The following is a 12,842-nucleotide window of genomic DNA, read 5'->3' on the forward strand; positions in this document are numbered from 1 at the left end:
GAAGGCGGAGACGGCGTCATCGGGCCGCGTGCGCCGATGTCCGGGCGACGAAAAGGGATGAGCCGCGAAACGGCGGCTCATCCCTCGTTTGTGGGGCGGGTGGGACTTGAACCCACGATCGTCGGGTTATGAGCCCGCTGCCTTGACCAGCTTGGCCACCGCCCCCTGACGAGCATCGAGCCTACCGGCATCGCTCACGCGTCCGCGTAAGAAGCCTGCATTCGCGCACGACGGAAACACACGCGGATACCGGTTTCGTGCACGCGCGCCCCGCGATCGCCCCGGTGTCAGACGAGCGGGTCCTCACCGGCACCGGATTTGGGCGTGCCCGTGCTGCCGCGTCGGAAGGGCAGCTCCTGGCTGTCGTTGATGATCTGAGGATGATTGCGCGCGAGCGTGATGACGCCGTAGATCGCGATCGCCCCTGCAACGGCGAACCCGATGAACGCGCCTACGGGTGCGGTCGCGGCCTCCTGCAGAATGATCAGGCCGATGAGCACCGCGACGATGGGATCGATCACGGTGAGACCCGCGATGACGAGATCGGGAGGGCCGACCGAGTATGCCGTCTGTACGAAGTAGGCACCCGCGGCGGTCGCGGCGATGAGCGCGACGAGGCACAGCAGTGTGAGCCACTCGAAGTCGCCGGCTTGCACCCGCTTGATGACCACCTTGGCGAGGGTGGCCACGAACCCGTAGATCACGCCGGAAGCGACGATGTAGAACAGTGCCTGTCCGCGCTTGCGCAACCACGCCCACAGCACGCCGAAGATGACGATCACGACGCCGAGGAGGCCGAGGATCGTCACGAGCTCGCCTTCGTCGATCTCCTGCTCGGTCGCGACGAAGGCGGCGATCGTGACGAAGATGAAGATTCCCCCGACGCACGCGATGATCGAGCGGATCGACTGGCGGGTGGGCTTGTGCCCGCTGACGCGAGCGTTCAGCAGCGTCGTGATCACGAGCGAGATCGCCCCGAGAGGCTGCACGAGGATGAGCGGAGCGAACGCCAGTGCCCCGAGCTGGCAGAGGATCGCCGCGCCCAGCATCGCCGAGCCGAACACCCAGGACGGTCTCTTCAGCAGGCTTGCGAGCTGCCTGCCCGACAGGCCGCCGCTTCCGGACGACCCGGTGAGACGCTCGACCTTCACGACGCCGCGGTGCTGATACTGCGCTCCGAACGACATGAAGACGGCGCCGAGCAGGGCGAGCGGGATTCCGATCAGGATCGCCGGGTCACGAAAGACACCGAGGAGTTCGTCGGTGACGTCGCCGATCATCCCGTCCATCAGAATCACCCCTCGACACTAGCCGCCGCCGTCGCTCGATAGGCTCAAGGCGTGGCTGTTCTCCCGATTCGCATCATGGGCGATCTCGTCCTGCACTCCCCCGCCGCCCCCGTCGCCGACATCACCGACGAGATCCGCACCCTCGTCGCGGACATGTACGAAACGATGGATGCCGCACCCGGTGTGGGGCTGGCCGCTCCGCAGGTGGGCGTGGCGCTGCGCATCTTCACCTACAACTACGAAGACGACGAGGGTCTCCCCTGGCGCGGCGTGATCATCAACCCCGATCTGTGGATCCGTCCTCCGCTGCCCGGGCACCCCGATCCCGACGAGGAATCCGAAGGCTGCCTGTCTTTCCCGGGTGAACGGTTTCCGCTGCGCCGCTCCGACGCCGTTCTCGTGACGGGCACGGATCTCGAGGGCGAGCCCGTCCGCATCGAGGTCGACGGCTGGCGAGCCCGTATCGTGCAGCACGAGTTCGACCACCTCGACGGTGTCCTCTACATCGATCGACTCGACGACGGCGATTGGAAGACCGTGCAGAAGATCGCCCGCAAGCGCGGGTGGGGCCGTCCGGGTCAGGCATGGACGCCCGGGATCGACGACCTCGAGGGGTGAACACCAGACCCGGCACCCGGGAAAAAGGTAAGACCCGGGGTGGAAGCCCGGGTCTTGGTGAGGTTCCGCGTAGATAGCGCGAAGGTCCTCGCTCCCCGGCTTGGACTCGAACCAAGAACCTATCGGTTAACAGCCGATTGCTCTGCCAATTGAGCTACCGAGGAAGAGCCCCGCTTTCGCGAGGCACTTCCGATAGCTTACCAAAACTCCGGGCCCGATTCTGACATCAGGTGGCGATCAATCGCCGATCGGATTCGATGCCCGGCGTCCACAGCAGATCGTCCGGGCTCGGTCCGTATGCGACGGGGTGACCCGAGTGCAGCACGAGCACATCGGCACGCAGTTCCGTCGCGACATCCGGTTCGTTCGTCACGACGAGCGTGGACATGCCGTACTCGTCACGACGGCGCATGATGGCCTCGCGCGCCGCGACGCGCACCTCGACGTCCATATTGGCGAACGGCTCGTCGGCCAGCAGCACCTTGGGCTGCAGCACGAGGGCGCGCGCGAACGCCACGCGCTGGCGCATTCCGGCGCTGAGCTCATAGGGGTACTTGCCGGCGGCTCCGAGCGGGAGCATGAGTTCGTCCAGCAGCGCGGCGACCCGCACGGCGAGGGCGCGCTGGTTGATGTGCCGGTCACGGCTCGTGATCGGCTCGCCGATCACCTCGGCGACCGTGTGGCGGGCGGGCAGCCCCGCGCCGGCTGACTGCGGCAGATATCCCGTCATGTAGTCGAGCAGCCGCTGCGAACGACCGGGGCGACGAACCGAGATGCCGTCGATCCAGGCGTCGCCCCCGACGATCGCCAATCCCGTTGCGGAATCGACGGCCAGCACTCCGAGCACACTGGACTTGCCCGAGCCGGTCGGCCCCATGAGCGCGAGAGTGCTGCCGTGCTGCAGAGTGAACGAGACCCCGTCGACGAGCCGCTCCGAGCCGAGTCGGCCTGCCTGGGCGATCGAGAGATCGCCGGCCCTGATGGCGACGTCGGCTTCTCGGTGGGAGCTCATGACGCCATCTTGCCCGCTGCGCGCGCGAGCGGCCAGCGGACACGACTGAGAGGTCAGGACTCCTCTGCGAGCCGGCGGCGCTCCGCATCGATCTCGCGCAGTCGCAGCCGGATCACCCGACCGGCCTCGGAGTCCGGCGGCACACGCTGGATCGCGCCGAGCTGCTCGCTCTTCTCCGACTCCAGCGCGCGGCCGATGAGGCGACGCGCGAGGTCGGCGGCCGAGGCGACGGCCACGTCGTCGTCGAGCGCGGGAAAGTCGGCGGCGAGAAGCTCGGCCCCGAGTGAGCGATACGGCTCGCGCACGGCGGCGACGGCTTCGGCAGCCCATCCGATCCGCTGTCGATCCGGTGCCGACGCGATCGCCTGCCGCACCGCATCCAGCGCCGGATGCCGGAACTCCAGCGCCGTCGCCCGTGCGACGAGCGCTTCGTCGAGGCGGTGGCCGAACTGCAGGAAGCCCATCAGCGCGTCGCGTTCGAGCGTGACGTCCTTCACACGCGGGAGCGAGGCGATCGTCACGCGCTCGACGGGCGGCTCGGCGTCGGGTCGGCCACCCGCGCGCGTCGCGACCTGTTCCTCGCCGCGTCGTGCGCTCCGACCCGCGCGTTCCACCTCACGGCGCACGTCTTCCGTGTCCATCCCCAGGCGCCGCGCGAGCACGCGGATGTACTCCGGTTGCAGCAGCGCGTCGCGCAGGTCCGCCACGACCGGTGCGGCGGCGCGCAGTGCTCCGACGCGACCTTCGACGGCGGCGAGATCGAAGCCGCCGATGCGCTGGTCCAGCACGAACTCGACCATGGGCGTCTTGCGCTCGATGAGGGCGCGCACCGCACCGTCACCGCGCTCGAGGCGCAGATCGCACGGATCGAGCCCTTCCGGTCCGGTCGCGACGTAGGTCTGCGCGTTGAAGCGCTTCGCGTCGGCGAAGGCGCGCAGCGCCGCCTTCTGGCCGGCGGCATCCGGATCGAACGTGAAGACGACTTCGCCGGCGGTCGAATCGTCGCCCATGACGCGGCGCAGCACCGTGATGTGGTCGGTGCCGAACGCCGTGCCGCACGTGGCGACCGCGGTCGTGATGCCGGCGAGGTGGCATGCCATGACGTCCGTGTAGCCCTCGACCACGACGACACGGTGCTGGCGCGAGATGTCGCGCTTGGCGAGGTCGAGACCGTAGAGCACCTGCGCCTTCTTGTAGATCGTCGTCTCGGGGGTGTTGAGGTACTTGGGCCCCTTGTCGTCGTCGAACAGTCGCCGCGCCCCGAAGCCGATGACCTGCCCCGTCACGTCGCGAATGGGCCACACCAAGCGCCCGCGGAATCGGTCGTAGACACCGCGCTGTCCTTGCGAGACGAGGCCCGCTTGGCTCAGGATCTCGTCGGTGTACCCCTGGGGTCGCAGCGCCGCGATGACGCCTGACCAGCCCCGTGGCGCGTAGCCCACCCCGAAATGCGCCGCCGCTCCCGCGTCGAAGCCCCGCTCTCCGAGGAACCGGCGTGCGGTCTCGGCCTCGGGCGTCATGAGCTGCTCGCGGAAGAACTCGGCCGCCGCGGCATTGGCGGCATACAGGCGTGCGCGGCCACTCGTCTCGGGGGCGGCACCGCCGTCTTCGTAGTGCAGGGTGAAGCCGATGCGCCCCGCGAGCCGCTCGACGGCCTCTTGGAACGACACATGGTCCATGGCGCGCAGGAACGAGTAGACGTCGCCCGACTCGCCGCATCCGAAGCAGTGGTAGAAGCCCGCCTGCGGGCGCACGTTGAAGCTGGGGCTGCGCTCGTCGTGGAAGGGGCAGAGCCCCTTCATCGCCCCCACGCCCGCGTTCTTGAGGGCGACGCGTTCTCCGATGATGTCGGCGATGTTGGTGCGGGCCTTGACCTCGTCGACGTCGGCTTGACGGATGCGTCCCGCCATCAGGTCGCCTCGGCGCGCGTCGACGGCGCGTTCGCACCGGGCGCCCACACTCCGATGGATGCCGCATCGACGTCTCCGACGAGACGCCCATGCCAGGCGATCGCGAGCTGGTCGGTGAGGCTCGCGACCTGGTCGACGACGACCCGTCGCCGGGCGGCATCCGTGTCGCAGGCGGCGAAGTCGGCCGCGTGCAGGGCGTCGAGCGCGTCCGGCGAATCCCACAGCGCCGTCGCCAGCCGCTTCAGCACGCGCCGCTGCTCTCGGTAGAGCTCCTTGCGCCCCTCGATCGACACGACCGCGGTGCCGATGATGCCCTTGAGCACCGCCATCTCGGCCTCGACGACGGGGGGAACGATGACGTGCGCACGGTAGCGGGTCAGGGCGCTGGCCGAGTACGCGTCGCGCGTCGCCGCCGTCGCGGCGCGCGCGAACCGGCCGATGAGGTCGGAGGTGAGGTTCTTCAGCCGGGCCAGGTCGCCGCGCGTGCCGTCGAACGACGTGATCCACTCCGGCATCCGCATGAGTCGGTACAGCGCGTCCGCGAGCGCATCGCGGGGAAAGTCGAAGCCCACCCACGCCTGGATGCCGTTCAGCAGCGCCTCGTGCTGCGTGGCATCGGCGAGCCAGTCGGGGCGGAGGTATCCGTTGACGATGGCGTCCTCGAAGTCGTGCACCGAGTAGGCGATGTCGTCGGAGAGGTCCATGACCTCGGCCTCGATGCAGCGCACGCGGCCGGGGGCGTCGGCGCGCATCCAGTGGAAGACGGGCTCGTCGTCGGGATACACGCCGAACTTCAGCCGGCCGCCGGGATCGGGCAGGGGGTGCGCGGCCGTCCACGGGTACTTGCACGTCGCGTCGAGACTGGCACGCGTCAGGTTGAGGCCGAACGTCGTTCCGTCGGCGTCGATCGTCTTCGGCTCGAGACGCGTCAGGATGCGCAGTGTCTGCGCGTTGCCCTCGAAGCCGCCGATGTCCTCTGCCCAGTCGTTGAGCGCGCGTTCGCCGTTGTGTCCGAACGGCGGATGCCCGAGGTCATGGCTGAGACACGCGGTGTCGACGACGTCGGGCGACAGCTGCAGCGCCGTCGCGAGCTCGCGCCCGACCTGCGCGACCTCGAGCGAATGCGTCAGCCGGTTGCGCGCGAAGTCGGCCGGGCTCGCGGGACTCAGCACCTGCGTCTTGGCCGCGAGCCGTCGCAGGGCCGCGGAATGCAGCACGCGGGCACGATCGCGCGCGAAATCGTCGCGCAGCGACCGGTGGCGTTCGGTGAAGAGGCGTTCGGCGTCGCGGTCGTCGTACCCCAGCGGTCGCGCGAGAGGCTCGACCGGGGTCCGTTCACCCGCCACTGTGGTCGAGCTCCGCTTCGGCGAGGGCGCTGGTCGCAGCCGAGCCGAGCTCGCGCGAGTCGAGCCAGCCCTGGGGCAGCGCGGGTCGCTTGGGCGAACCGGCGCGACCGCGCTGACCCTCGGCCCCCGCGCCGGGGTACGGTGCGGTCAGGTCGAGCGTGGCCAGCAGGTCGTCGATCTCGGCGAGCGTCGAGGCGGCTGCGAGCGCCGCCCGGGTCTCACCGCCGACGGGGTAGCCCTTGAAATACCACGCGACGTGCTTGCGCATGTCGCGGCAGCCTCGGCCTTCGTCATCGAAGAAGTCGACGAGCAGTTCGGCGTGACGGCGGAAGGCGCGCGCGACGAACGCGAGCGTCGCATCGACCGGGTCACCCGCCGCGGCATCGGGGGTGCCGAGCGTGCGCGCGAGGTCTCCGAACAGCCACGGCCGCCCGAGGCAGCCGCGTCCGACGACAACCCCGTCGCATCCGGTCTCGACCATCATGCGCGCCGCGTCGTCGGCCGACCAGATGTCGCCGTTGCCGAGCACCGGCACGCTCGTGACGGCCTGCTTGAGCGCCGCGATGGCCGACCAGTCGGCCTGACCCGAGTAGAACTCCGACGCCGTCCGCGCGTGCAGGGCGACGGCAGCGACACCCGCGTCTTCGGCGATGCGGCCCGCGTCGAGATACGTCAGGTGATCGGCGTCGATGCCCTTGCGCATCTTGACCGTCAACGGCACATCGCCCGCGGCGCGCACGGCGCGCGTAACGATGTCGCGGAACAGGCCGAGCTTCCACGGGAGAGCCGCTCCCCCGCCCCTGCGGGTGACCTTGGGCACGGGGCATCCGAAGTTCAGGTCGATGTGGTCGGCCCGGTCTTCGTCGACGAGCAGGCGCACGGCGGCTTCGGTCGTCGCGGGGTCCACACCGTAGAGCTGGATCGAGCGCGGCGTCTCCGACTCGTGGTGCGTGATGAGGCGCATCGTCACGGCGTTGCGCTCGACGAGCGCTCGCGTCGTGATCATCTCGCTGACGTACAGCCCCGCACCGTACTCGCGGCACAGGCGCCGGAAGGCGGTGTTGGTGATCCCCGCCATGGGCGCGAGCACGACGGGCGCATCGAGCTCGATGGGCCCGATGCGCAGCGTCCGTGCGGGAGCGAGGGCAGTCGTCACGTCGACCATTCTCCCATCCCTTTCGATCCCGCTGCTCGGTCAGGCTCTAGCCTGGGGATATGACCGATGAGACCACGCCTGACCTGCGCGACATCCCCTTCCAGACCGCCGACGGCGGCACCTCGACGCTCGCGGAGTACGAGGGAGACGTCGTCATGGTCGTCAACGTCGCATCGAAGTGCGGGCTGACCCCGCAGTACGCGCAGCTCGAGCAGCTGCAGAAGGCCTACGGCGACCGAGGGTTCACCGTCGTCGGCTTTCCGTGCAACCAGTTCATGGGGCAGGAAACGGGGTCGATGGACGAGATCCTCGACTACTGCGCGACCACGTGGGGCGTCACATTCCCCGTGCACGACAAGGTGAAGGTGAACGGCAAGAATGCCGCACCCCTCTACCAGGCGCTCAAAGCGGCGCGCGACCTCGAGGGCAAGAAGGGGCGCATCGCCTGGAACTTCGAGAAGTTCGTCATCACGCCCTCGGGCGACGTGCACCGGTTCCGCCCGACCACGAAGCCCGACGACCCGGCCGTCGTGGCCGTGATCGAAGAGAACCTGCCGCGCTGATCAGGCGCCCGCGACGGGTGCGCCGCCGCGGGACTCGGTCCACACCTGGCGGACGATCTGGCTGAACGCCTCGGCCGGCTGCGCCCCCGATATGCCGTACTTGCCGTCGATGACGAAGAAGGGCACGCCGGTGATGCCGTAGGCGGCAGCCTGAGCCTTGTCGGCCCGCACGGCCTCGGCGAACCGTTCCGACTCGAGCGCCTCGCGGGCGGCATCCGCGTCGAGACCCGCATCGGCGGCGAGCGAGACGAGCTCGTCCTCGCGCCCCACGTGCCGGCCCTCGGTGAAGTACGCGGCCATCAGCCGTTCGGCGAGCTCGGGCTGACGGCCCTGCTCCTTGGCGAAGTGCAGCAGTTCGTGCGCCTTGAGCGTATTGGTGTGCTGGAGCAGGTCGAAGCGGTACTCGAGTCCGACCTCGGAGGCCACACCGGTCACGCGATCGAGCATCTGACGCACCTGGTCGGCCGGCATCCCCTTGTGATTCGCGAGGAAGTCGACCTCGTCACCGTCGAAGTCGACGGGGGTGTCGGGCGAGAGCTCGTACGAGTGGAAGGTCACCTCGACTCGCGGCGCGTCGTCGTCGGCGGCGGTCGCCGCGAGACCGTTCTCGAGGTTGCGTTTTCCGATGTAGCACCAGGGGCACGCGATGTCGGACCAGACGTCGATCTTGATGGATTCACTCACAGCACGGTGCAACGGCGCCCGTGCGGCGTCTATTCCGGCGAATGCTTCTGGGAATCTCGCGGGGTGTCGACGGCGCCACCGAAGCGACGGTCGCGGTCGAGATACAGGCCGATCGCCTGCCACAGGTCGGTGCGCGAGAAATCGGGCCACAGTGTGTCGAGGAACACGAACTCCGCGTACGCGGACTCCCACAGCAGGAAGTTCGACGTGCGCTGCTCGCCGCTCGAGCGGATGAAGAGATCGACGTCCGGCATATCCGGCTGATAGAGACGGCTGCGGATCAGACGTTCGGTGACGGCTGACGGACGCAGGCGCCCCGCATCGACGTCCTGCGCGATCGATCGCATCGCGTCGACGAGCTCGATCCTCCCGCCGTAGTTGACGCACATCGTGAGGGTGAGCACGTCGTTGTCGCGGGTGAGCTGCTCGGCGAACTGCAGCTCCTTGATGACCGAGCCCCACAGGCGCGGCTTGCGGCCCGCCCACCGTACGCGCACCCCCCACTCGTTGAGCTGGTCGCGGCGTCGGTGCAGCACATCGCGATTGAACCCCATGAGAAAGCGCACCTCGTCGGGCGAGCGCGACCAGTTCTCGGTCGAGAAGGCGTACACCGACAGATGCGTGACGCCCGCCTGCACGGCGCCGGCGACGACGTCGAGCAGAGCCGCCTCGCCCGCCTTGTGCCCTTCGACGCGGGTGAGGCCGCGCCGGTTCGCCCACCGGCCGTTGCCGTCCATGACGATCGCGACATGCTTCGGCACGGCGCCCTTCGGGAACTCGGGCGGATGCTGTCCGGTCCAATCCAGCGGACGATACGCCACGGCGTCGCGGTGCGTGAACGGCTTCGGGCTCATCGGGCTCCCTCCGAGCTGACATGCGCGAGCGAGCGGATGCCGCGCTCGAGATGCCACTGCGCGTACGCCGCGATGAGGCCGGACGCCGCGGCGGTCGAGGCCGGCGTCGCGGCATCCACCGCTTCCCACTCCCCCGCCATGAGCGACCGCAGGAGGGAGGAGGTCGCCGAGCCGATACGGGCCGAGCCGACGGGAGCGCACCCGGTGCACACCGTGCCGCCCGCCTGAGCGACGAAGGCGTCGTGCGGGCCCGGTCTGCCGCATCGAGCGCACTCCGACAGACCCGGCGCCCACCCGGACAGAGCCATCGCGCGCAGCAGGTACGAATCCAGGATGCTGCGCGGAGCATGCTCGCCGCGCGCGAGCGCGCGCAGGCCACCGACGAGGAGCAGGTACTGCTGGCGTGTCGCGTCGGCCTCGTTGAGCCGGTCGGCGGCCTCGACCATCGCGTGGGCGGATGTGTAACGGTCGTAGTGAGCGGCGATGTCGGCGCCGTAGGATCCGAGCGACTCGGCCTGCTGCACGATGTCGAGCGACCGGCCCTGGTAGAGCTGCACATCGGCGACCATGAAGGGCTCGAGACGTGCTCCGAACCGCGACGACGTGCGCCGGACACCCTTCGCGACCGCGCGGATCTTGCCGTGGCGGCGGCTGAGCATCGTGAGGATGCGGTCTGCTTCACCCAGTTTGTGGGTGCGCAGGATCACGACCTCGTCGCGGTAGGTGGGCACCACTCGATTATCCCGTCCAGGCGAGAGAATGGACGCGTGAACGAGCCGCTCTTCGTGATCCCGCTCTGGGCAGACCTCACCGCCGTGGGTCTTGGAGGCGTTCAGGGCGCCCTGTTCGCCTCGGGCTTCCGCGGCCAGCGCCGCCTCGACCTGCTCGGCGTGGCCATCATCGGCATCGTGATGGGCATGGGCGGCGGTCTCATCCGCGACATGCTCCTGAACGTCCCGCCGGCGACGCTGCAGAGCAACTGGTACCTGATCACAGCGACGGGGGCCGCGTTGGTCGGCATGCTCCTCGCCGGCATCTTCCAGCGGCTGAACCGGGTGATCGTCGGGCTCGACGCCCTCGTGATCGGCATGTTCGGGGCGCTCGGCACGAGCAAGGCGCTCGCGCTCGGCTTTCCCGAGATCCCCGCCATCTTCGTCGGGGTGTGCGCGGCGGTGGGCGGCGGCATCCTGCGCGACATGATCATGGGCCTGCCGGTTGCGATCATGCACGTGGGGTCGCTGTACGCCGTGGCCGCCGGAGCCGGATGCGTCGTGCTCGCGGGGGCGCATGCGCTCGGCGCGCCGCTCATCGCAGCATCCATCGCCGGAATGGTCGTGACGGCGGTGATCCGCCTGCTCGCCGTCGTCTTCGACATCTCGCTGCCCGAGCAGCGCGCCCTGCACCGCCGCAAGGTCGCCGTCGAGACCTCGGCCATCCCGATCATCAAGCCCTGATCGTCCGCGAGACTGCAACGGAGCGCCGAGACTGCGGGTGAACCCCGCAGTCTCGGCCGCCCGTTGCAGTCTCGCCGTCAGGGGCAGGCGGTGACGAGCGACGCGGAGCGCTCGCGGGTGCGGATCGCGCGGTTGACGCTCGAGACGACGGCCTTGAGCGACGCCGTCGAGATGTCACCGTCGATGCCGACACCCCAGAGCCGGTCGCCGTCGACCTGCAGCTCGACGTAGGCGGCCGCCTGCGCGTCGCCGCCGGCGCTCAGCGTGTGCTCGACGTAGTCGTAGAGCGAGATGTCGAACCCGTGCGCCCGGACCACTTCGAGGAATGCGGCGATCGGGCCGTTGCCGTGAGCCGTGGCATCCTGCACTTCGTCGCCGTCGCGCAGACGCACCGCGAGCTCGACGTCGCCGGTCATGTCGCTCGTACTGCGCGTCGCGAGGATCTCGAACCGACCCCAGCGGTCGGCCTCGGCCGCCGCGGGCAGGTACTCGTCGGTGAAGACCGACCAGATCTGGTCGCTCGTCACCTCGCCGCCGTGCTCGTCGGTCTTGGCCTGCACGACGCCCGAGAACTCGATCTGCAGACGACGCGGCAGGTCGAGCGCGTGGTCGGTCTTGAGCAGGTACGAGACGCCGCCCTTGCCCGACTGCGAATTGACCCGGATGACGGCCTCGTACGAGCGGCCCAGGTCCTTCGGGTCGATCGGCAGGTACGGCACGGCCCAGTCGATCTCGTCGACCGTGACACCGGCGGCGTCGGCGCGGGCCTGCATCGCCTCGAAGCCCTTCTTGATGGCGTCCTGGTGCGAGCCGCTGAACGCCGTGAAGACGAGGTCTCCCGCCCAGGGGCTGCGCTCGGGCACGGGCAGCTGATTGCAGTACTCGGCCGTGCGCTTGACATGGTCGATGTCGCTGAAATCGATCTGCGGATCGATGCCCTGTGTGAGCATGTTGATCCCCAGCGCGACGAGGTCGACGTTGCCCGTGCGCTCACCGTTGCCGAACAGGCATCCTTCGATGCGGTCGGCGCCGGCCAGGTACCCCAGCTCGGCGGCGGCGACCCCCGTGCCGCGGTCGTTGTGCGGGTGGAGCGACAGAATGACGTTCTCACGGTGATTCAGGTGACGCGACATCCACTCGATCGAGTCGGCGTACACGTTGGGCGTGGCCATCTCGACGGTCGCCGGCAGATTGATGATGACCTTGCGCTCGGGGGTCGGCTCGAAGACCTCGAGCACGTCGTTGCAGATCTCCAGAGCGAACTCGAGCTCGGTTCCGGTGTAGGACTCGGGCGAGTACTCGTAGTAGACGGTCGTCTCGGGGATGCGCTTCTCGTACTCGCGGCACAGACGCGCACCCGACAGGGCGATGTCCTTGATGCCCTGCTTGTCGGTGCGGAACACCACGTCGCGCTGCACGATGCTCGTCGAGTTGTACAGGTGCACGATCGCCTGCTTGGCCCCCGCGATCGCCTCGTACGTGCGGGCGATCAGGTGCTCGCGCGACTGCGTCAGAACCTGGATCGTGACGTCGTCGGGAATGAGGTCGTCTTCGATCAGCTGGCGCACGAAGTCGAAGTCGGTCTGGCTCGCCGAGGGGAACCCGACCTCGATCTCTTTGTAGCCCATCTTCACGAGCAGCTCGAACATGATGCGCTTGCGCTCGGGGCTCATCGGATCGATGAGCGCCTGGTTGCCGTCGCGCAGGTCGACGGCGCACCAGCGCGGGGCCGTCGTGATCCGGTTGGACGGCCACGTGCGGTCGGGCAGATCGACCCGGATCTGCTCGTGGTACGGCCGATACTTGTGGATCGGCATTCCGGAGGGCTGCTGGGTGTTCTTCATGATTCGTCGCTTCTTTCATCGCCCGATCGGGCTGGCTGAGTGCCGGATGGATAGCGGACCAACGACGATCGCCGCGACGAGGAAGGTCCTAGATCGAGGACTCGTCGCGGCG

Annotated in this window: 12 protein-coding genes and 2 tRNA genes; 3 read left to right on the top strand and 11 right to left on the bottom strand. The window is 68.8% G+C overall.

The window, feature by feature from the left end; genetic code table 11:
- Window positions 1-91: 91 nt before the first annotated feature.
- Both ACWIBS_RS06335 and ACWIBS_RS06340 read right to left on the bottom strand, forming a co-directional pair.
- A tRNA-Ile gene (locus tag ACWIBS_RS06335) sits at window positions 92-165 on the bottom strand.
- Between the two features lie 122 nt (window positions 166-287).
- Window positions 288-1,289: a DMT family transporter gene (locus tag ACWIBS_RS06340; RefSeq protein WP_376126114.1), complete on the bottom strand. Its 1,002-nt coding sequence runs from the start codon at window positions 1,287-1,289 to the stop codon at window positions 288-290.
- A 51-nt stretch (window positions 1,290-1,340) separates the two neighbouring features.
- Here ACWIBS_RS06340 and def point away from each other — a divergent pair, with 51 nt between their 5' ends.
- Window positions 1,341-1,907, top strand: coding sequence for a peptide deformylase (gene def, locus ACWIBS_RS06345; protein ID WP_376125653.1), 567 nt, complete (start codon window positions 1,341-1,343; stop codon window positions 1,905-1,907).
- 91 nt (window positions 1,908-1,998) lie between these two features.
- Here the strand turns inward: def and ACWIBS_RS06350 are convergent.
- From ACWIBS_RS06350 to dusB, 5 genes are all read right to left on the bottom strand, one after another.
- A tRNA-Asn gene (locus ACWIBS_RS06350) sits at window positions 1,999-2,071 on the bottom strand.
- A 62-nt stretch (window positions 2,072-2,133) separates the two neighbouring features.
- The gene (locus ACWIBS_RS06355) at window positions 2,134-2,919 is read right to left on the bottom strand and encodes an ATP-binding cassette domain-containing protein (RefSeq protein ID WP_376125651.1); all 786 of its coding nucleotides are present in this window, start codon (window positions 2,917-2,919) and stop codon (window positions 2,134-2,136) included.
- A 53-nt stretch (window positions 2,920-2,972) separates the two neighbouring features.
- A complete protein-coding gene (gene dnaG / locus ACWIBS_RS06360; protein WP_376125648.1) occupies window positions 2,973-4,829 on the bottom strand; it encodes a DNA primase in 1,857 nt (618 codons plus the stop codon).
- Window positions 4,829-6,175, bottom strand: coding sequence for a deoxyguanosinetriphosphate triphosphohydrolase (locus ACWIBS_RS06365; RefSeq protein WP_376125645.1), 1,347 nt, complete (start codon window positions 6,173-6,175; stop codon window positions 4,829-4,831). Before ACWIBS_RS06365 ends, dnaG begins: the two co-directional genes overlap by 1 nt.
- Window positions 6,165-7,340: a tRNA dihydrouridine synthase DusB gene (dusB, locus tag ACWIBS_RS06370; RefSeq protein ID WP_376125642.1), complete on the bottom strand. Its 1,176-nt coding sequence runs from the start codon at window positions 7,338-7,340 to the stop codon at window positions 6,165-6,167. The genes ACWIBS_RS06365 and dusB overlap by 11 nt, the downstream gene beginning before the upstream one ends.
- A 50-nt stretch (window positions 7,341-7,390) precedes the next feature.
- Between dusB and ACWIBS_RS06375 the strand changes: the two genes are divergently transcribed.
- A complete protein-coding gene (locus ACWIBS_RS06375) occupies window positions 7,391-7,894 on the top strand; it encodes a glutathione peroxidase (protein WP_376125639.1) in 504 nt (167 codons plus the stop codon).
- On the opposite strand, the gene ACWIBS_RS06380 is transcribed toward ACWIBS_RS06375, so the two are convergent.
- The 3 genes from ACWIBS_RS06380 to recO are packed head-to-tail and all read right to left on the bottom strand — an operon-like array spanning window position 7,895 to window position 10,163.
- Window positions 7,895-8,578: a DsbA family oxidoreductase gene (locus ACWIBS_RS06380; RefSeq protein ID WP_376125637.1), complete on the bottom strand. Its 684-nt coding sequence runs from the start codon at window positions 8,576-8,578 to the stop codon at window positions 7,895-7,897.
- Window positions 8,579-8,607: 29 nt separating this feature from the next.
- Window positions 8,608-9,432, bottom strand: a complete 825-nt coding sequence (locus ACWIBS_RS06385) for an isoprenyl transferase (RefSeq protein WP_376125635.1) — start codon at window positions 9,430-9,432, stop codon at window positions 8,608-8,610.
- Window positions 9,429-10,163, bottom strand: a complete 735-nt coding sequence (recO, locus tag ACWIBS_RS06390) for a DNA repair protein RecO (RefSeq protein ID WP_376125632.1) — start codon at window positions 10,161-10,163, stop codon at window positions 9,429-9,431. The genes ACWIBS_RS06385 and recO overlap by 4 nt, the downstream gene beginning before the upstream one ends.
- A 36-nt stretch (window positions 10,164-10,199) precedes the next feature.
- Here recO and ACWIBS_RS06395 point away from each other — a divergent pair, with 36 nt between their 5' ends.
- The gene (locus ACWIBS_RS06395) at window positions 10,200-10,886 is read left to right on the top strand and encodes a trimeric intracellular cation channel family protein (protein WP_376125630.1); all 687 of its coding nucleotides are present in this window, start codon (window positions 10,200-10,202) and stop codon (window positions 10,884-10,886) included.
- Between the two features lie 77 nt (window positions 10,887-10,963).
- Here ACWIBS_RS06395 and leuA read toward each other — a convergent pair whose 3' ends face one another.
- Window positions 10,964-12,730 (bottom strand): 2-isopropylmalate synthase, encoded by a 1,767-nt coding sequence (leuA, locus tag ACWIBS_RS06400; protein ID WP_376128881.1) that lies wholly within the window; start codon window positions 12,728-12,730, stop codon window positions 10,964-10,966.
- Window positions 12,731-12,842 lie beyond the last annotated feature (112 nt).

The organism is Microbacterium sp. NPDC055442, from assembly GCF_053644215.1.